Origin of the sequence: Flavobacterium movens (genome assembly GCF_039581425.1) — a bacterium.
Lineage (GTDB): Bacteria > Bacteroidota > Bacteroidia > Flavobacteriales > Flavobacteriaceae > Flavobacterium > Flavobacterium luteolum.
This window is the reverse complement of sequence record NZ_JBCPXY010000003.1, coordinates 384,288-404,163: the sequence shown is the minus strand read 5'-3', so window position 1 is coordinate 404,163 and position 19,876 is coordinate 384,288. Positions and strand designations below refer to the sequence as shown.

The following is a 19,876-nucleotide window of genomic DNA, read 5'->3' as shown; positions in this document are numbered from 1 at the left end:
CTCAAATTATTTTTTTTGAGGTTCTTTTTTAAGAATTTTACAATCAAATTAATGCTCTTTTAGGATTAATCTAAATGTATATCAAATATAACGAATTTTTTCTTATAAAAAGTATCTGTTTTTAACAGTTTTGTAATGCAATTCAAAACGTTGGATTATTTTTTTGTTTTCTGCTAATGAAAGAATTTTGTCGTAATTTTGACCTTTAAAATTACCATTTTTGAGAGTTTCCATCCGTAAAAATATTGCCAATCCGAAACTGTTTAAAGAACAGCTTTTAAGTTGGGCGCAGCAATTTCGTGAAGTCGTTTTTTTAGACAGTAATTCTTATCCGCAGCAGTATTCTAGCTTTGACTGCATATTGGCAGTAGATGCTTTTACTTCTTTAAAAACAGACTATTACAATGCTTTTGAAGATTTAAAACAATATCAGCAAAACACAAAAGACTGGCTTTTTGGATATCTTTCTTATGATTTAAAGAATGATATTGAAGATCTTCAATCGAATAATTTTGATGGTTTGGACTTTCCTGATTTGTTTTTCTTTCAGCCTAAGAAGGTTTTTATTCTAAAGGGAAATGAACTCGAAATTCAGTATTTACTGCTTTGTGATGATGAGCTTGAAGAGGATTTTAATGAGATAGTTGAAAGTCAAAAGTCGAAAGTCGAAAGTCAGGAAACGATAATCATACAGCAACGTATTTCGAAAGAATTATATGTTGAAAAAGTAAATAAAATGCTTCATCATATTCATATTGGGGATATGTACGAAGCAAATTTCTGTATAGAGTTTTATGCAGAAAATGCCGTTATAAATCCGTTAGAAAAATTTCAGAAACTGAATGAGATTTCACAAGCTCCTTTTTCGGTTTTCTTTAAAAATTACAAACAATATTTGCTTTCTGCTTCACCAGAACGTTATCTGAAAAAAGTAGGAGATAAAATTATTTCGCAACCAATAAAAGGAACTTCTAAGCGTTTTGCAGATCCGATTGAGGATGAAAAATCAAAAAATATTTTAGCTTCTGATGCTAAAGAACGAGCTGAAAACATTATGATAACCGATTTAGTTCGAAATGATTTGTCGCATACGTCGCAAAAAGGCTCGGTTGAGGTTGAAGAACTTTGCGGAATTTATTCGTTTTTACAAGTGCATCAGATGATTTCTACTATAACTTCAAAATTAGATTCAAAATTTTCAGTTGTAGATGTTTTGAAAACAACATTCCCAATGGGAAGCATGACCGGAGCTCCAAAGATTTCAGTAATGGAAATTGTTGAAAAAATAGAAGAAACCAAAAGAGGATTATATAGCGGTGCGGTTGGTTATTTTACGCCTGAAGGGGATTTTGATTTTAATGTCGTAATCAGAAGTATTTTATATAATCAGGAAAATAAATATGTTTCTTTTTCGGTTGGAAGCGCTATAACATCACTTTCAATTCCAGAAAAAGAATACGAAGAATGTTTGCTAAAGGCAAAGGCAATGCACGAAGTTTTGCAGTAATTTTTTCTGCCACGAATTACACGAATTTGCACGAATTATTTTTTTTGCCACAGATTAAAAAGATTTGCACAGATTTTTTAATCATTTTAATCCTTTTAATCTGTGGCTATTTTATAGAATTTAGTAAAGAAAAATTTGTGCAAATTCGTGTAATTCGTGGCAAAAAAATATTCGCTTAACATTTCGTTTAAAAATAGATCGAATTTAATTTTTTACTTTTATCAGATGTTTTTAAAATTTCAAAATCATATCGTTTCAAGATTTCCCTTTTTAGCCGAAAAAAAACTTTTTCTGGCTGTAAGTGGTGGATTAGACAGTATGGTTTTGTTGCATTTAATGAATCAATTGCCATATGAAATTGCGGTTTTGCATTGCAATTTCCAGCTTCGCGGACTAGAAAGTTTCGGGGATCAGGAATTTATTCAGAAGTATTGCGATCAGAATAATATCCCGATTTTTACGACTCATTTTGATACAGAAGCTTTCGCTAAAGATTACAAGCTTTCTACACAAGTTGCAGCAAGAGAACTACGATACAGTTGGTTTTATGAATTATTAGAAGAAGAAAACTTCGATTATATTTTAACTGCGCATCACGCCGATGATAATCTGGAAACTTTTATCATCAATTTAACCCGCGGAACTGGTTTAGAAGGTTTAATTGGAATTCCAGAACAAAATGATAAAATTATTCGTCCGTTATTACCTTTTTCAAGAGAAGAAATCTTGAAATATGCAGAAGAAAACAAAATTGAATGGAGAGAAGACAGCAGTAATGCATCGACGAAATATCTCAGAAATAAAATTCGCCATAATTTGGTTCCTGTTTTAAAAGAAATCAATCCAAATTTTTTGGATGCTTTTCAGAAAACACAATCCTTTCTTCAAGAATCAAAAGAAATGGTTGAAGATGCATCGATCATTGTTTATCAGCAGGTGGCAAAAGAAGAAGGCGATGATATTCATTTCGATTTAAATCAGCTAAAAAAACTTCCTAATTACAAATCATATTTGTATCAATGGCTGAAAGAATTTGGTTTTTCGGCATGGAATGATATTTATGATTTGGTTGAAAGCCAATCTGGGAAACAGGTGTTTTCAGAAGAGTTTAGGTTGTTGAAAAATAGAGAAATATTGATTTTGAGTCCGCTTTCTGAAAGATCAGAAAAAGACGAATATGAAATTAGTGAAAACGATACAGAAGTTAATTTTCCCTTAAAAATGAGTCTTTGTAACGTAGGTCACACAACATTCGGTTCAAATAAAGTTATATTTGTCGATTCCGATAAAATCCACTATCCTTTGATATTACGTAAATGGAAAGAGGGAGATGTTTTTCAGCCTTTTGGAATGCGTGGAAAGTCAAAAAAAGTAAGCAAACTTTTTAAAGATGAAAAGCTATCCTTAATCGAAAAGGAAAAAACATGGATTTTATGTTCTGACAATCAAATTGTCTGGGTAGTCGGAATGAGACAGGACGAACGTTTTAAAATAGAAAAAGCCACAAATAAAATACTTAAAATAGAATTACAATAATGAACTTTACTCAAGCCCATCAGTCGATAACTTCGAAAAGTATCTGGAATAAAATCAATGTTTTTTTACTCTTTTTCTTTTTTGCATTAGCAAGTAACGCGCAAATTTTAGAACCAGTAAAATGGACTTCTAAAATGGAGAAAAAAGGAGATAAAGTTATTTTGATTTTTGATGGAACTATCGAAAAAGACTGGCACATGTATTCTCAGTTTACGCCAGATGGCGGGCCACTTGCGTTGGAAATTTCGTTTAAAAACCAAAAAGGAAATTACGAGTTAGTTGGAAAAGCAAAAGAAGGCAAAACAAGAACAGCTTTTAACGATGTTTTTGGTGTAGACGAAACTTTTTTTGAAGGCAAAGCGCATATCGAACAAGAAATAAAAATCATAAACCCAAATTTAAAAACGGTAAATGTAGAGTTTGATTTTCAGGTTTGTAAAGAAGTTTGTATCAATTCAAATAAAAAATTCTCAATTGCAGTTCCTTCAACTTTTAAAATGGATGAAGTTCCAGTTGTAGCAGAGGCAAAATTAGACGAAACAAAAGTTGTTGGTTTGGCGGTTGATACCATTAAAAAAGAAGAAGCTGTACAGCCAAAAGTAGAGAAAACAGCTGAAACTGCAAAAGAAGAAATTCCTGTATCAGCGCCTTCAAGAAGTTTATGGTCAATATTTTTTATTGCTTTTTTATCAGGTTTTGCGGCATTGTTAACGCCTTGCGTTTTTCCAATGATTCCGATGACTGTAAGTTTCTTTACAAAACAAAGTAAAAGCCGTGCAAAAGGAATTAGAAATGCGATTATTTACGGATTTTCGATCATTGCAATTTATGTGATTTTAGGCCTTATTGTAACTAAAATATTCGGTGCAGATGCTCTAAATGCCTTGTCAACAGATGTTTGGTTTAATCTGATTTTCTTTGTGATTTTGGTTGTTTTTGCTACTTCATTTTTGGGAGCTTTTGAAATTATGCTTCCAAATTCATGGGCGAATAAAGCCGATCAACAGGCAGATAAAGGAGGTTTAATTGGAATATTGTTCATGGCTTTAGCCTTAGCAATTGTATCATTCTCTTGTACAGGGCCAATTGTTGGAACTTTATTGGTTGAAGCGGCATCAAACGGAGGAATTGCGCCAATTGTTGGAATGTTAGGATTTTCTTTAGCATTAGCGCTTCCATTTATGTTATTTGCAATGTTCCCAGGATGGTTAAATTCTTTGCCAAAATCTGGAGGATGGTTAAATACTGTAAAAGTAGTTTTAGGGTTTTTAGAACTAGCTTTAGCATTCAAATTCTTATCAAATGCAGATTTGGTTTTGCAATTGCATTTCTTAGAAAGAGAAGTGTTTATTGCAATCTGGATTGCTATTTTCGGAGCAATGACGTTGTATTTGTTCGGAAAAATTACATTGCCTCACGATAGTCCGACAAATCATATTTCTGTTGGAAGATTGTATTTAGGATTATTGACATTTGTGTTTACGATGTATTTAATTCCTGGACTTTGGGGAGCGCCTTTAAAATTAATTAGTGCATTCCCGCCGCCTCCGCAATACAGCGAAAGTCCATTTGGAGTAGGAGGTTCAGGAAACGGAGCAGTTTCTTCAGAATCTATTAAAGGTATGCCAGAAGGAGCTGAATTAGGCCCTCATGGAATTATGGTTTTTCACGATTACGAAGATGGTTTAGCTTACGCAAAAGAAATCAAAAAGCCAATTATGCTCGATTTTACGGGTTATGCTTGTGTAAATTGCAGAAAAATGGAAAACAACGTTTGGTCAGATCCTTCAGTTTTGCCAATCCTTAAAAATGATGTGGTTTTAATTTCGCTTTACGTTGATGATAAACGTGAATTACCAAAAGAAGAACAATTTACAACTGCATCAGGAGATAAAATTATAACTGTTGGCGATAAATGGACAGATTTTATGATCTCTAAATATAAAACCAATACACAGCCTTTGTATGTGATTACAGATTTAGAAGAAAATAATTTAAATAAAACAAAACCAACAATTAGTTATGTAAGTACAGAAGAATATCTGCAATGGCTAAAAGAAGGGATTTCGAATTTCAAGTAAGAGAAGAGAAGAAAGAAGAAAGAAGAAAGAAATTGGATCTCAAAAATCTACAATCTAAAATATAAAAGGGGATTTAATTCAAAGCAAAAAGCACTCTAAGTCAAATTTAGAGTGCTTTTTATTTATCAAGCGAAAGTGAAAATTAATTTATTACAAGAACTCTCCGTGTTGAGAGATGTCTAATCCAAGCTCTTCTTTTTCTTCAGTAACTCTTAGAGGAGTAATTTTATTTACGATAAAGAATAATGCATAAGAACCTATAAAAGCAAAGATTGAAACTGCAACTAAAGCAGTCAATTGGTTGATGAATAAAGTTGGAGTTCCGAAGATTAAACCTTGATTGTCTCCAACAGCTGGGTTGATTGCTTTTGATGCAAAAACACCAGTTAAAAGCATACCTACCATACCGCCAACACCGTGACAAGCAAATACATCAAGCGCATCATCGATTTTTCCTTTAGGAAATTTGCTCACTACAATGTTACTTACAATTGCAGAGAATAAACCAATGAAGATTGCGTGAGGAATACTTACGAAACCAGCAGCAGGAGTGATAGCAACAAGACCAACAACAGCTCCAATACAAGCTCCAAGTGCAGATAATTTGTGTCCTAAGATTTTATCAAGGAAAACCCAAGCCATTGCAGCAGCGGCAGCGGCAACAGTAGTTGTCCCTAAAGCTTGAGCAGCAAGACCATTTGCTCCTAAAGCAGATCCAGCGTTGAAACCAAACCATCCGAACCAAAGTAAACCAGTTCCTAATAAAACGTAAGTAATTCTAGCTGGATTTACTTTTTGAACTTTTCTTTTTCCTAAGAAGATTGCTCCAGCCAAAGCAGCCCATCCAGCGCTCATATGCACTACTGTTCCTCCAGCGAAGTCAAGAACTCCCATTTTGAAGAAATATCCATCAGGATGCCATGTCATGTGAGCAAGCGGAGCGTATATTAATAGTATGAATAAAACCATGAATAACAAATAAGCCCAGAAACGAATACGTTCTGCAAAAGCACCTGTAATTAATGCAGGAGTAATGATGGCGAATTTTGCCTGAAATAATGCGAATAATATAAATGGAATTGTTGGTGCAAGGCTCCATGCGGTATTGGTTCCAACTCCTGCAAAGAACAAATTCTCAGATGGATTTCCGATAATTCCTCCTATTGTTGGTCCAAAAGCCAAACCAAAAGCAACAACTGTCCATAGAATAGTAACAATTACCATAGCCATAAAACTTTGAAGCATAGTACTAATTACGTTTTTCTTACCTACCATACCTCCGTAGAAAAATCCTAATCCAGGTGTCATTAACAATACAAAAGCAGTTGCAACGATCATCCAGGCAGTATCTCCCGTATCAAACTTTACAGCTTCTGCAGGAATTGGGTTGTCTGCAATAATGAAGTTCGAAATAAAGGTTAGGACCAAAATCGTGATAAGAATCACACTTAAAATAATTTTTCGCATAGTTATTTAGTTTTAAAATTTTTTATAAAAGTATAAAATGATTTAATACCCCCTAAAAAAATAGGGTTTGATGTTTAATTTTTGTTAAATTTAAAATTTAACCCCTATGATTTTGCGTGAATTTCTTAAAACAAACTTAAAATTTACAATTCAGCAACATTTTTTTTTCACTTACCACCATTTTTGATAATTTTTAGGGTAATTGATTGCTATTTTTTGTAGGATAATAGATATTTGTTGTTTAAAAAATGCCTCATACAGGTTGTGAAGGATATTTTTTAATCTTTTTAACAATTTTGATGATTATAATATAAGAATGGAAAATAGAAGTGTTAAGTGGGGAATAGTAGGGCTCGGAAATATTGCAAATCAGTTCGCATCAGATTTGTTATTGATTGAAAATGCTGAGTTAACGGCAGTTGCTTCAAGAGATTTTGCTAAAGCTGAGGAATTTGGTGGAAAATTTAATACTTTAAGAATGTACAATTCTTATGATTTGCTTTTTGAAGATTCAGAAGTTGAGATTGTTTACATTGCAACTCCTCATAATTCGCATGTTGAACTATCTATAAAAGCATTAGAAAATGGCAAGCATGTTCTTTGCGAAAAACCAATGTCTCTGTCTTATAAAGATGCTCAGAGAATAATAGAAGCTTCTAAAAAACATAATAGATTTTTTATGGAAGCATTCTGGACTAGATTTATTCCTTCTGTTCAAGATGTTTTACAAAAAATTAATAACGGAATAATAGGAGACATAAATTATATAAAAGCCGATTTTGCCTTTCATGGAAGTGAAACAGAAAACAAAAGACTTTTTGATAAAGAATTAGGAGGTGGAGCATTGTTTGATATTGGTGTTTATCCCTTGTTTCTCTCTTATATAGTATTAGGAAAGCCAAAAGAGATTATGGCAAAAGCAATCAAACATAAAAACGATATAGATCTGCAGACTTCTATGATTTTGCAATACGAAACAGCTCAATCGGTTTTGCACGCTTCCATAATTTCAGAATCTGATATGAAAGCCGTTATTGCGGGAACAAAAGGGCGAATAGAATTAAATGCTCCGTGGTTTGTTGCTGATGGTTATTCTTTATTTATAAGTGAAGAAAAAGAAGCCACTTTTACTTTACCAACTTTAGGAAAAGGATATTCACATGAAATTATCGAATGTCAAAATTGTATTCTAAACAACGAAATTGAAAGTAAACTTTGGTCGCATCAGAATTGTTTGGATTTGAGTGTAATTGTGGAGGCTATTAAAAATCAAATTCAGTTGACTTTTTAGAATTAAATTATTTTGTAATAAAATATTTACAATTAATTATTTTTTCGTTAGTTTTAAAAACAATTAATGAATAGATAATTATGCTAGTAAAAGTTTATGGAAGTGCCGTATTTGGAGTTGAGGCCACAACAATTACAGTTGAGGTTCATATGGATAAAGGGATTGGTTATCATTTAGTTGGACTTCCAGATAATGCTATAAAAGAAAGCAGTTTTAGAATTGCCGCTGCTTTGAAGAATAACGGATTTAGCTTTCCTGGAAAGAAAATTACAGTAAACATGGCGCCTGCCGACCTTCGAAAAGAAGGATCTTCATATGATTTGACATTGGCAATGGGAATTTTAGTCGGTTCAGATCAGATAAAAGCGCCAGAAATTGAACGTTATATTATTATGGGAGAACTTTCTCTAGACGGAAGTTTACAACCCATTCGTGGAGCGTTGCCAATTGCTATAAAAGCAAAAGAAGAAGGTTATAAAGGATTTTTTCTCCCGATTCAAAACGTAAAGGAAGCGGCTATTGTAACAGGTTTAGATGTGTATGGAGTCGAAAATCTAAAAGAAATCATTGATTTTTTTGCTGGTAAAGGCACGCTTGAACCCACAGTTATCGATACAAGAGCGGAATTTTATAAAACGCTCGATTTCCCTGAACATGATTTTTCAGATGTTCGCGGACAAGAAAGCATTAAACGCTGTATGGAAATTGCGGCAGCGGGCGGACATAATATTATTTTGATTGGTCCGCCGGGAGCAGGAAAAACAATGCTGGCCAAACGTGTTCCGAGTATTTTGCCACCAATGACCTTGCGAGAGGCTTTGGAAACCACCAAAATTCATAGCGTTGCAGGAAAATTAAAGGAGGTCGGATTAATGAATCAGAGGCCTTTTAGGAGTCCGCATCATACGATTTCTAATGTCGCTTTGGTAGGAGGAGGGAGTTATCCGCAGCCAGGAGAAATCTCGATGGCGCATAATGGTGTTTTGTTTTTGGATGAATTGCCAGAATTCAAACGAGATGTTTTAGAAGTCATGCGTCAGCCATTGGAAGACCGAGAAGTAACTATTTCGAGAGCCAAATTTACCATAACCTATCCGTCGTCTTTTATGTTGGTTGCGAGTATGAATCCAAGTCCGAGCGGATTTTTTAATGATCCAAGTATGCCAAATACTTCTTCGCCACACGAAATGCAGCGTTATATGAGTAAAATTTCTGGACCTTTATTAGATAGAATTGATATTCATATTGAAGTTACTCCAGTTCCGTTTGATAAATTATCAGACGAACGAAAAGCAGAAAGCAGTGTAGAAATTCGCAAACGAGTAACGGCAGCACGAGAAATTCAGACCAAACGATTTGAAATGGTTGAGAATGTTCATTATAATGCACAAATGAGCAGTAAACTAATTCGGGAGTTTTGCGTTTTGGATGAGCCTTCAAAAGAATTGCTAAAAACTGCCATGGAAAGACTTAATCTTTCAGCACGTGCTTATGATAGAATTTTAAAAGTCTCTAGAACTATTGCAGATTTAGATAATGCTCCAAATATTGTTTCTTCACATATTGCTGAAGCGATTCAATATAGAAGTTTGGATCGAGAAGGGTGGTTGGGATAAACTGTTTATTGTGAAATGTGAAATGTGAAATGTGAAATGTGAAATGAAGACTTTAGCATCTTACATTTCACATTTCACATCTTACAATATAACAAGGTCTATTCTTTACTTTCCGGATAAAAGAATTTAAACGAATTAGAAACAGCTGTATGTAGAATTGATCCGTGGTTTTCTTCTGGGAAATAATCGAAATACGTTTTTACATTTTTGCTTTTAGATCCTTTTAGTTTTTCTGCCAGTAAATTAGCATCAACTTCCATAACATGCGGAATCGCTGTTGGAGCTAATCCTTCTTTGCCAACCGCAATATAAATTTCAGTTGGTTGTGTAAAATTTTCTTTCAGCATTTCAGAATCCAAATCTAGCAATGAGCCATTGTTCCACCATAAGCTCGGACTTACAATAACATATTTATTAAAAAGAGCTGGCTTTTTGAGTAAGATTTCAGTTCCTAATAATCCGCCAAGAGATTGGCCAATAATGGTTTTAGAATCATTTGTCTTGTATTTTTTCTCAATAAAAGGCTGTAATTCTTTTTCGATAAAAGCAATAAACTGATCAGAATGTCCAGTTGTAGGAAAGCGAGTTTTATCATTTTCAACAGTAGTAGGAAAAGTAAAATCGCGTCTTCTGTCCACAGTTGCAATTCCGACAACAATTGATTTTGGAACCTGATTGATCCATTCAAAACTATTAAACTGCACTAATCCAGAAATATGAATAAAATCTTCATCTGCAGAACCGTCTAATAGATAAATGACAGGATATTTTGTCGCTTCGGCAGGATTATAGCCTTCAGGAAGATAAATGTTCAGAATTCTTTTTTCATTTAATTCTTTAGATTGAATTTCATCGATAACGCCTAATACAAAAGGTTTTAAAGTTTCTAGGGTTTTAGCTTTTTTCTTTTGAGAGAATATAAAATTCGAAGAAAAGAGTAGAAAAGCTAAGGCAATAAATTTGGTCATTAATTTTTAAAATTTTGTGGTAAAGATTCTTGTTTTACTTCTTGTTCAGGCTTGTAATAACTGCTTCTATTTGTAGTGACAATTAAAACGCCAGCTTCGCCGTAATTGCCATAAATACTAATTCCAGCTTTTTTTTCAAGAGCAATAATTTTTTTGATTTCAATTTTAGAAAGAACAAGTTTTTCTTTTTCAAGACCTTCAAAGCGATGCGGAATTCCGTCAACTACGACAATCGGATGATCTGTAATTTTTCCAGCTTTGGCAAGATTTATAATAGAATCTGAAAGATAGAGTTTGTCCTGCCCTTCGTCAGAAAGCTCGTATCTGTTTTGAGAAAAAATGGTAACTGAAATGAACAAAAACAGGAAAGTAAAGAATTTCATCATTTTTTTAGTTTTTTAGATCATAAAATTAATTTTTGAATCGAAAATACAAAAAAAATCCTGCAAAAATGCAGGATTTAACAAATGGCATTAATTATTTAAAATTTATTTTTTTTCTGCAAAAATAGCATCCAAACCTTCCATTGCAATGGTAAAACCTTCTTTGAAGCCCATTTGGATAATCATTTCCAGATCAGAAAGTTTTTCATGTTTAATTACAATATCAACAAAAGTAGCATTGTCTTTTTCAGAGAAAGTCACATCCCAATCAGAACGCGGAAACTCTTTGTTTAAATTTCCTTCGCTGTCGCTAAAAGCATCTAGCCATTTTACATTTGTCTTCGGGTTTATCGAAGTGTAATCAGCAATTGCCCAATGTTTTTCGCCTTCTGGTCCAACCATGGCGTATAATCTTCTTCCACCTTCTTTAAATTCCATGCTTTTCGTTTCAGATTTCCACGGAGCTGGTGCCCACCATAAATCCAAAATTTGAGCTTCTGTCCATGCAGACCAAACTTGAGATAAAGAAGCGTTAAATTCGCGTTTTACATTTACAGTTTTATTTTCTTTATCTACAGTAAAATTCATTAAAAGATTTGATTTCATTTTCTTTAGATTTTAAATTCGTTACTAGTTAATTAAGATCAACAGATTTTATTTTTCGGCTAAGATTTTGTCTAAACCTTGCATTGCAGAAGTAAATCCTTCTCTAAAGCCCATTTCAATTATTTTTTGCAGTTCTTCAAAACTGTCACGTCTAATTAAAATATCAACAATTGTCGAATTGCCTTGTTCAGAAAAAGTGATGTCCCAATATGAACTTCCAAATTCAGAATTCGGATTTCCTTCTGCATCAGAAAAAGTAGCAGAGTGTTTAAAGTTTGTTTTAGGAGAAATTGAAGAATACACAAAATAACTCCAGCTTTCTTTACCATCAGGCCCAACCATGGCATACAATCTTTTTCCACCTTCTTTAAACTCCATGTTTTTGGTTTTAGATTTAAACGGAGCTGGCGCCCACCACAAATCTAGAATTTCGGCTTCTGTCCAAGCAGACCAAACGTTTGACAATGGCGCATCAAATTCACGTTTTACATTCACCGTTTTATTTTCCTTGTCTACAGAAAAATTCATTAATAAATCAGTTTTCATTTTCTTTAGATTTTAAGTTAAGTAATACCTGATCCAATTGGCTAAAACGCTGTTCCCAAATTGCTTTAAACTGCTCTAGCCATTGATCAATTTCTTTCATTTTATCAATTTTGAGCTGATAATAAATTTCTCTGCCCAATTTCTTTTCTTCCAATAAATCACATTCATTCAGTATTTTAATGTGTTTAGAAACCGCTTGTCTTGTAGTTTGAAATTGCTCTGCAATAGCATTTGGGGTTAATGCAGTTGAAGAAATCAAAACTAATATTGCTCTTCTCGTGGGATCGGCAATAGCTTGAAAAATATCTCTTTTCATTTTTTTGAATATTTATTCGCAACTAATAAGTTGCAAATATACGCAACTTTTTGGTTGCACAATTCAAAAAGACATTTTTTTTAATGAAAAAGTTTAAAGCAAAAAAAAAGGCACATCAAAAATGCGCCTTTTTCTTTATAATCATGTTATATAATTACCGTCTAAATTTATTTTTTACAATGATATCTTTCAGCTTAGCTTTCAGATCTTCACCTGTATCATAAACCATCTGTTCGTTGTTTGGAAACGCAACAGCGCGTTTGTCAAAATATCCAAGATAGTTATCATCGCAAGCGCCTCTGTTTCCTTTGTAAGTCGAATAAATATTTTCGAAAACATATTCGCTGCTTATCGGGAAAGTCTGCACCAGCTGATTGCTTTTTAAATCGATATAATCAACTTTTGCCGTTACCAGACAAGACTTAAATTGTCTGAATTCGTAAACTGTTGCGCGAAGTGTTTTATAATTATCCACTTTAATTTCTTTGCCTAAACTATCCTTTACAGGTCTTCCGCGGCTGTCCAAAAGCGTTTTTACACCATCTTTAACTTGTCTTTCCTTAACAAATTCTTTCTCTTTAATTTGTTCTGGCGAAATCGCAATTTGTCTGAAACTCAAAATCAGACTATAATCGTACGTTACATTTTTTTGTCTTGCGCTATGGTAAACTGTCCATTTATCGTTCAAACCGTAGGTTTTAAAATCTAATAAATCTTCCTGAAGCATTTTCGGAATCACCATTTCGGTTTCGTTTTTGGCATAAACATCTACAAAATCAGTTCCTTTAAACTGAGCATCGTCCATCAGTTTTTTGGTGTTTTTGTAGCCAGGATTAATGCTTTTTAAATAAGCAAAATCGTCGTATGCTTTTCTGAAATCCAATTTGTTGTTTGATTTTAAAAGTGTCGACGCATTTTCATATAAATACTTCGAAAGCGCATTTTTACTGTTTACAATCTCATTCGAATAATTATCAAACGGAAAATTTGCATTTCTTCCCAGCTTTAATAAAGGCAGAGGCAAAATCGGTCTAATTTTTTCTTGACGATTATTTAGCTGCACATAAGTATTGTAGATACGTTCAGCGTTTGCTGGATTGTTTTCCTTATTCAGCATTTCCAAATTACGCAAATCGCGATCTTTGGCTTTTGCAAAAGCTTCTTCAAGCAGATAAACATAATCTTGTTTTCCTTTAGAATCTTTTTTGGTACGAAGTGCCTCAACCGCGCGATCAATAGCACCGTCATAATTTCCATCGCTAAGCATTGATTGTGTTGTTTTTACGCCGCAAGAAGAAAGGGCTAAAAACAATATAGAAACTAGAAAAGTAATTTTTTGCATAGTGTGTTTTTTGAAGTTGCAAATATATTTTATTTAACTTTCAACAACTATGCCTTTTTCTAATTTATTTAAGGAGCAGAAAAAGCTATTTTCATAAGAACGTTTAGTCCCGCTGTCCGCTAAATTCCCGATAAACAAAAACTACGGCTGAAATAGCCTTGTTTTTCTAAATCGGGAGATACCGCTTCCATCGGGGCTAGATTAGAACTTTTGTTTTTCAGAAGAAATGTGAAATAAAACTAATTTATTCAGAGATCTTTTTATATTCAAAAGTACCCACTTCAGGATTTGTTATGACCCTTTTTTGACTGTCAAAAGAGTTTATAGTAAACACAACTGGAAGTATAACAGAAATAATTGTAAGTTGAGAATTGTCTTTAGATAGTTTCCATTTTGCTTTGTGTGATTCTTCTCCAATAACACTTTCAAAATCGCCATTTTCTTTAAAAACCTGAAAAACCTGATCTGTTTTAAAACGTTTTTCAATGCTTTTTTCTTTTCCGTTTTTGGTCCATTTTACCAATTGCCATTTCCCGATTAGTTCTTTAGAAGTTTGAGCGGAAACAGATAAACCGATTAAAAAGACGAATGCTGCAATTAATTTCTTCATTTTTAAAATTTTAAAGTTGAATTCTAATTTAATGACTTTTAATGATTTGAAAAGGAAATTTATGTTAAGTTGTTAAGCTGTTTTTTAATCAAAACTATCTGCCCTAAATGATAATAGCTATGTTCAATCATGGCTTCGATATTTCTTTTATAAGTTCCGTATTTGGCATCTACAAAAACTTCATCGAGTTTTTTATCGGGCATTTGTTCTATTAGTGAAGCAAATTCTTCGGCATCATTCCAGAATCTATTTAAAAAGACATTCCATTGTTCTTGCGAATGAATTGGCGGAAAATCAAAACTAAATTTGTCTTTTATATCCAAAGTTCCACCTTTAAAAACCTCATTAAGTCCCTTAATGTAATAATGAATATGCTGAGCCAGAACAGCAATTGTATTTAAGTTCTTTATTGGACTAACTGCAATTTTCCAATCTAGATTCTCGAGCTGATCTTTAAAATTGGTGTTTGCAATCCAAGTTCCGTCTAAAATGACTTCTCTAAACCGATTGGCAATTTCTGTCGCACTTTTCATATTTCATAATTTAGGAGTTACTATAAAGAGTTTATTCCTGCTGAATCCACTCGTATTTTCCGTTTTTCAAATAAATAACACCACCGCCGCAACTTTCATCGGCATGAATAAAGATTCCGTCGTTTGGAAGTTTTATTTTGTCTTCTTCTGCAACTTGTTCTTCGCCAATGATTTCTCCGTCTTCATTTACATTTTCAAAATAAACCTCATTTTTGGGCGCTTTTTCAAATATTCCAGCCCAATCAATTTCATCAAAACCTTGTGCTAAAATATCATTTCCAAAGCCTAAATAATCAGTTCTTTTTCCGTTTCCAAAAGTTATTTTTAGACCGCTTTTATCATTTTTGGTACTTCTGAAAATTTCAACAGTTTCATCTAAATTATCTCCGTCAAGATCACATAAGATTTTATTGGTTTTATGTTTTGTAGATAACACAATCGTATCTGCTTTTTGTGTTTCTGGTTCTTTCTTTTCAGTTACTTTCAAAGAATCTTTTGGAGCAATTTTAGAAGTTTCTGTTTTTACTTCTTTTTTACAAGAAATAGTAAGTACAGACAAAAAGAGTAGAGTTCTAATTTTCATATTAGGCTTAGATAAATTTTAAAATGCTAATATAAAAAATTACGTACGAAAATATATGGTTTTGCGAACTATTGAATATTATCCTTACAAATCATATTATGAATTGCCTCCAGCTTTAGCTGGAGGTAGTGTGTGTTGGAAAGAAAGGGCTTTAGCCGAAATTTTTTGATTTGGCTAAAGCCCTTCCGAGACTTTTTATGCACCTCCAGCTAAAGCTGGAGGCAACTTAAAATATATTTATTTAGACTTTCTGATCTTAACCTGATATACAATTTCCCAAAAGATAATTGAGAAAACAGCATTAGCAAAAATGGCAGTTTGGACATTCTCAGTGAATGTTCTAAACAAAAGCATTTCTCCTGCTTTTATAGCTAAAAATACACTTAAAAATGCAATTAGGAACGAACAAATAATATTTAATAATAAGCTCCATTTCAAAACAAAACAAGCATAAATAATATTTAAGAATATATATCCAAAACTTACAGTAATAAAAAAATCACTATTTAATCTATCGGAAAGTTCAAATAAAAAGGGAGCAGCAAAAAAATACACTATAAGCATTGTCAAATAAATGAAGATTCTAGCTTTTAATTTCATTTTTGCTTTTTGCTTTTTTTAGTAAAATTTCAAAAAATTATTTAGATTTTCTAATCTTCACCTGATATACAATTTCCCAAAAGATAATTGAGAAAACAGCATTGGCAAAAATGGCAGTTTTAACCTGATACGGATCGTAATTTACGAGCAGATGCAAATTGGTAAACTGTAAGGCCAAAAACATAGCTAAAGCGGCAATTCCGACAGCGCAAAGTACATTAAGCAGAGGTTTCCATTTTAGGGCTGTAAAAGCATAAATAAGATTTAGAATACCAAAGCCAACTCCTAAAGTTACAAAACCATCACCTTTAAATTTCTCATTTAATTCAAGAAAAAAATGCGTAGAAGTAAGGTATAAAAAGAAAAGAATAGAATAAATTAGGATTCGTACTTGTGGTTTCATTTTGATATTTTTAGGATGATTTTTTTTATACACGAAGATACTACTAAATGATGAATGCCAGATGAAGTCTGTGAACTTCATAGATCAAGATTAACAAACTTTTTTGATTATTTAGTTTCAAGCTCAATTTTGAATTTTTCAATTTGCCTTCTATGACGTAAGATATGTACAATTGCATGTTCCATCATTTGTTCAATATCATAAACTTGTCCCCAAGAAGTTACTATTTTTTTTGCATTGTCTGATTCTTCTAATTGACTGTCGTTGAAATTTTTAAGCACATTTTCTGTGAAAACAAAAAAAGCAGTTAGATCATTTTGATAATCAGAAATAGTATCTCTGTACACAAGATTAGGAACTTCATTTTGCTCTCCTAATAATTTTTGAACATACAAAGCATAAGCATATCCAGAACGAACTACATGCGCCAGTATCGATTGAACTGATACATCATTGATTGTTGCCGTAAGTGCTGTGTCATTAAAAGATGAGATTGTTTTACTTAAATCTAAAATCGCTCTTTCGTATTCATCGAGTAAAGCTCCAATTGCGCCTTGTCTGTATGTTTTGGTCATGTTTTGCAACGTTATTCAAGTTTATTTTATGGCAAAAGCGTTTCTATTTTGGTTTCCGATTTTTCTTTTAGCGGACTATCGGCTTTCAAACTCCAAATGATTAGAAATTTTCCTTTTACAACATATTCTTCCGGATGTTCGTCTGTTGGTTCGCCAGCTTTTCCCCACAATAAACCTTGCAGAAAACGATCGCCTTTAAAAACATGATCAAATTCAAAATACATAATAGAGCCTTTGTCACCTTTGTTTTTAAAACTTTGAATGGCTTTACTTTTTACAGTTCCAACAATATTGCTGTAGGTTTCAATATCAGTATAAAAATTACAAGCCTGAGGTGACACACAAATATTACCGTCGTTTGGTGTATAGCCTTTCGGAATTTCTTTTGGTTTTAGTTTTAAATCGGCTAAGGTCTGGCTGAATAAATTGGTTGCAAATAATAGTAATAATGTTGATAGTAGGATTGTAGGTTTCATTGCTTTTCGGGGATTATTTAAAACTATTGAGAGTAATTTTAGAAATTATTATTTTATTCAGTTTTATAAATTTATCATTTGCCAAAATTTCTAGACCTTCTTTATTTCCAAACTCTGTAAAAAACCAATTTTTGCCATCGTCAATAGAAGTTGCTAAAATATTCCAGACCAATTTTTGATTCTGATTATCAGCTTTTACATCAAGTTCCCATTTCATCAGACATTCTAGTTGCTGATTATGATTGATTATTTGAGATGTAACAACAGACTTTCCTTTTAAATAGGTAAGGTTTATTTTGCTTTGCAGAAAATCATCCTGTAATTTCTGACCTGCTTCATTATAGTTTTGCCCTTTTAGCGTAAACGGATGCAATGAAAATGCGAATTTTTTATAATTTTTATTTACTAAATCTGCAATTTTACTATTAGCTTGACTTATTATTTGGCTATTCAGGTTTTTATCCAATAAAGTAATATCTTTTTTGGGCTTAAAATTTTGAGAAATTAAACTTTTGACTACTATAGATATGGTATCTAAATTTGAAGTTTTATTTTCTTCTTTTGGAAAAAAGTAAGTTGACTTCCTGTCAAGTTCATTATAAACCAATACCGAATGTGTATTTTTAAAATTATTTCCGCTAGGTAGTTTAATTAAAAAGAGAGTATATTTTGTTGTGCCAATACTGTCTACGTAGATTTTATATTCACAATCTTTACTTTTTTTTTCGTACTTAATGTCGTAATTTGAGAATGATTCTTCTAAAGTAAATTTACTTTGAGCTGTAACATTTGATATTGCAAAAAAAAGTAATCCGACAAGTAAAATTTTTTTCATTGAAGTGATGGTTTATTAGAGTTAAAAAGCTGTTTTACTTTTAAAACTTTGAATGTTTTTTTTTATTTGCCAAGTTTAATTTTACAATTCGAACTAATTTCTAAAAACATTAATCGTTTTTGATAAAATTAAATACAATTGAAAGGCAGTTATAGAGACCGTAATAAGTGTGAGATAAGCAGAAGAATTAATAAGTTTATTGTTTTCTATCTGTAATTGTTTTGCAATATTTACTCTTCTGTTATTTAAGGTTTTTAAAAAATGCATTAATACGATTGACCAGCTAAACATTAAAAGGATAAAAAAGGCAAAACCATTTGGCATTTCTTCGATGTTTAGTAAAGTATAAATTTTGGTAAAAACTATTGCAATTACAAAATAAACTAATGCATACAAAAGTATTTTTTTTAACCCATTTTCAGGTTTTAGAAAATAAAAAATATAGCAATTTAATAAGACAATAAAAAGGGCAAGAAGAAGATATGACATTTTGTTTCTGGGCTTAAAAAAAGCACAAAGTAAATCTCTGTGCTTTTGTAAAATTTATATTTCTAAGGAATTATTTTCCTTTTAGTAATTTTTCTAAATATTCCACTTTGTCTTTTTCAGCTTGAACCAAACGCTCGTAAAGTTCTACAACTTTATCAAGTGGATTGAAAGTGCAATTATTATTAATTCCTTGTGCACCACTAATAGAGCTATGATCGTGAAAGTTATTAAAAAAATTAAAAACAGATTCTTCTGAAAAATTTTCAATTGCTTCTTTAGTTACTCCTAAAGCTTTTGCAATTTCGATAAGTCTTTCTTCATCTACAGTTTCACTTGCTTCAATGTTAGAAACAGTTTGCTGGCTTAAACCAATTGCAATTGCAAGCGCTTCCTGCTTCATACCTTTAAGCTCTCTGATTCGGCTAATGTTTCTGCCGATATGTTTTGGTTTTGATGTTGTGCTCATAATTTCAAAGGTATTTAAAATTTTTGATTTTATTGAAGAGTAAATATATGATTTTTCTGAGGTAAGATTTAATAATTCAATTTTCTATTTACAGTTGCAATTATCCTTAATCTTGTCATTTCGACGAAGGAGAAATCTTCGCAAGTAGCTCCGCAAAGATTGGAAACAGATCATTCAAATAAATAATTCAGAAAATCCAAATCAGGATTAATGGTTTTTATTAATTCAATTTTCTTCTCTCTTCGCCAGTCTTTTACTTCTTTTTCACGAGCAATTGCTTCTTGAATCCAAGTAAATTTTTCGTAGTACAACAAATAAGTAGCATTGTATTTTGCGGTAAAAGTTTTGTTTCCCGTTGTATTGTGTTCTTTGTGCTGGCTTAAACGGATTTTTAAATTATTTGTGACTCCTGTGTAGAAAACGGTTTTGTATTTGTTTGTTAGGATGTATATGTAGTATGTGTGATAGCCTTCTTGTTGATGCATTTTTTTTCGGCTAAAGATAAATAATTGTTTAAGATTTTTCTTTCTTTTGTAATGGGTTTTATATGCTTGGTGGAGTTTCTTGCGAAGATTTCTCCTTACGTCGAAATGACAAACTTGGTGGTTTCGTTATGTGTGTTTTGACTTTTTTTGTAGAGCTACTTG

At 32.4% G+C, this 19,876-nt stretch carries 23 protein-coding genes; 5 read left to right on the top strand and 18 right to left on the bottom strand.

What is annotated here, in order from left to right:
* Positions 1-220 precede the first annotated feature (220 nt).
* The 3 genes from AAYQ05_RS08140 (at position 221) to AAYQ05_RS08130 (ending at position 5,124) form a co-directional block, all read left to right on the top strand.
* Complete coding sequence (locus tag AAYQ05_RS08140) at positions 221-1,507, top strand: anthranilate synthase component I family protein (RefSeq protein ID WP_343542509.1); 1,287 nt, start codon at positions 221-223, stop codon at positions 1,505-1,507.
* 225 nt (positions 1,508-1,732) lie between these two features.
* Entirely contained in the window at positions 1,733-3,043 is a 1,311-nt protein-coding gene (tilS, locus tag AAYQ05_RS08135) for a tRNA lysidine(34) synthetase TilS (RefSeq protein WP_343542508.1), read from the top strand.
* Positions 3,043-5,124, top strand: a complete 2,082-nt coding sequence (locus tag AAYQ05_RS08130) for a protein-disulfide reductase DsbD family protein (RefSeq protein WP_343542507.1) — start codon at positions 3,043-3,045, stop codon at positions 5,122-5,124. Before tilS ends, AAYQ05_RS08130 begins: the two co-directional genes overlap by 1 nt.
* Before the next feature lie 150 nt (positions 5,125-5,274).
* On the opposite strand, the gene AAYQ05_RS08125 is transcribed toward AAYQ05_RS08130, so the two are convergent.
* A complete protein-coding gene (locus tag AAYQ05_RS08125) occupies positions 5,275-6,591 on the bottom strand; it encodes an ammonium transporter (RefSeq protein ID WP_343542506.1) in 1,317 nt (438 codons plus the stop codon).
* 316 nt (positions 6,592-6,907) lie between these two features.
* Here AAYQ05_RS08125 and AAYQ05_RS08120 point away from each other — a divergent pair, with 316 nt between their 5' ends.
* Positions 6,908-7,882: a Gfo/Idh/MocA family protein gene (locus AAYQ05_RS08120; RefSeq protein ID WP_343542504.1), complete on the top strand. Its 975-nt coding sequence runs from the start codon at positions 6,908-6,910 to the stop codon at positions 7,880-7,882.
* Between the two features lie 80 nt (positions 7,883-7,962).
* A complete protein-coding gene (locus AAYQ05_RS08115) occupies positions 7,963-9,498 on the top strand; it encodes a YifB family Mg chelatase-like AAA ATPase (RefSeq protein WP_343542502.1) in 1,536 nt (511 codons plus the stop codon).
* Positions 9,499-9,596: 98 nt separating this feature from the next.
* Here AAYQ05_RS08115 and AAYQ05_RS08110 read toward each other — a convergent pair whose 3' ends face one another.
* From AAYQ05_RS08110 to AAYQ05_RS08030, 17 genes are all read right to left on the bottom strand, one after another.
* A complete protein-coding gene (locus AAYQ05_RS08110; protein ID WP_343542500.1) occupies positions 9,597-10,466 on the bottom strand; it encodes an alpha/beta hydrolase in 870 nt (289 codons plus the stop codon).
* Positions 10,466-10,852: a hypothetical protein gene (locus AAYQ05_RS08105; protein ID WP_343542498.1), complete on the bottom strand. Its 387-nt coding sequence runs from the start codon at positions 10,850-10,852 to the stop codon at positions 10,466-10,468. The genes AAYQ05_RS08110 and AAYQ05_RS08105 overlap by 1 nt, the downstream gene beginning before the upstream one ends.
* 102 nt (positions 10,853-10,954) lie before the next feature.
* Positions 10,955-11,455 (bottom strand): SRPBCC family protein, encoded by a 501-nt coding sequence (locus tag AAYQ05_RS08100; protein ID WP_177210507.1) that lies wholly within the window; start codon positions 11,453-11,455, stop codon positions 10,955-10,957.
* A 48-nt stretch (positions 11,456-11,503) separates the two neighbouring features.
* The gene (locus AAYQ05_RS08095; protein WP_343542494.1) at positions 11,504-12,001 is read right to left on the bottom strand and encodes an SRPBCC family protein; all 498 of its coding nucleotides are present in this window, start codon (positions 11,999-12,001) and stop codon (positions 11,504-11,506) included.
* Positions 11,991-12,317 (bottom strand): ArsR/SmtB family transcription factor, encoded by a 327-nt coding sequence (locus AAYQ05_RS08090; RefSeq protein WP_276174622.1) that lies wholly within the window; start codon positions 12,315-12,317, stop codon positions 11,991-11,993. The genes AAYQ05_RS08095 and AAYQ05_RS08090 overlap by 11 nt, the downstream gene beginning before the upstream one ends.
* Positions 12,318-12,471: 154 nt before the next feature.
* The gene (locus AAYQ05_RS08085) at positions 12,472-13,659 is read right to left on the bottom strand and encodes a hypothetical protein (RefSeq protein WP_343542491.1); all 1,188 of its coding nucleotides are present in this window, start codon (positions 13,657-13,659) and stop codon (positions 12,472-12,474) included.
* A 244-nt stretch (positions 13,660-13,903) separates the two neighbouring features.
* Positions 13,904-14,269 (bottom strand): hypothetical protein, encoded by a 366-nt coding sequence (locus AAYQ05_RS08080; protein ID WP_343542489.1) that lies wholly within the window; start codon positions 14,267-14,269, stop codon positions 13,904-13,906.
* Between the two features lie 59 nt (positions 14,270-14,328).
* On the bottom strand, positions 14,329-14,802 hold the full coding sequence (locus tag AAYQ05_RS08075) for a DinB family protein (protein WP_343542488.1): 474 nt from the start codon (positions 14,800-14,802) through the stop codon (positions 14,329-14,331).
* A gap of 31 nt (positions 14,803-14,833) precedes the next feature.
* Positions 14,834-15,385, bottom strand: coding sequence for a hypothetical protein (locus AAYQ05_RS08070; RefSeq protein ID WP_343542487.1), 552 nt, complete (start codon positions 15,383-15,385; stop codon positions 14,834-14,836).
* 237 nt (positions 15,386-15,622) lie between these two features.
* Positions 15,623-15,985 carry a hypothetical protein gene (locus AAYQ05_RS08065; RefSeq protein ID WP_343542486.1) on the bottom strand — a complete coding sequence of 121 codons (363 nt, stop codon included), beginning with the start codon at positions 15,983-15,985 and terminating at the stop codon, positions 15,623-15,625.
* Positions 15,986-16,022: 37 nt separating this feature from the next.
* Positions 16,023-16,388 (bottom strand): hypothetical protein, encoded by a 366-nt coding sequence (locus tag AAYQ05_RS08060; RefSeq protein WP_177210499.1) that lies wholly within the window; start codon positions 16,386-16,388, stop codon positions 16,023-16,025.
* A gap of 107 nt (positions 16,389-16,495) precedes the next feature.
* Positions 16,496-16,963, bottom strand: a complete 468-nt coding sequence (locus tag AAYQ05_RS08055; protein ID WP_343542483.1) for a DinB family protein — start codon at positions 16,961-16,963, stop codon at positions 16,496-16,498.
* A 26-nt stretch (positions 16,964-16,989) separates the two neighbouring features.
* Positions 16,990-17,439: a hypothetical protein gene (locus AAYQ05_RS08050; RefSeq protein WP_343542481.1), complete on the bottom strand. Its 450-nt coding sequence runs from the start codon at positions 17,437-17,439 to the stop codon at positions 16,990-16,992.
* Positions 17,440-17,452: 13 nt separating this feature from the next.
* Positions 17,453-18,274 carry a hypothetical protein gene (locus AAYQ05_RS08045; RefSeq protein WP_343542480.1) on the bottom strand — a complete coding sequence of 274 codons (822 nt, stop codon included), beginning with the start codon at positions 18,272-18,274 and terminating at the stop codon, positions 17,453-17,455.
* Positions 18,275-18,367: 93 nt separating this feature from the next.
* A complete protein-coding gene (locus AAYQ05_RS08040; protein ID WP_343542479.1) occupies positions 18,368-18,670 on the bottom strand; it encodes a hypothetical protein in 303 nt (100 codons plus the stop codon).
* 163 nt (positions 18,671-18,833) lie between these two features.
* A complete protein-coding gene (locus AAYQ05_RS08035; RefSeq protein ID WP_343542478.1) occupies positions 18,834-19,229 on the bottom strand; it encodes a helix-turn-helix domain-containing protein in 396 nt (131 codons plus the stop codon).
* A 170-nt stretch (positions 19,230-19,399) separates the two neighbouring features.
* Complete coding sequence (locus AAYQ05_RS08030) at positions 19,400-19,714, bottom strand: GIY-YIG nuclease family protein (RefSeq protein WP_343542476.1); 315 nt, start codon at positions 19,712-19,714, stop codon at positions 19,400-19,402.
* Positions 19,715-19,876: the final 162 nt, after the last annotated feature.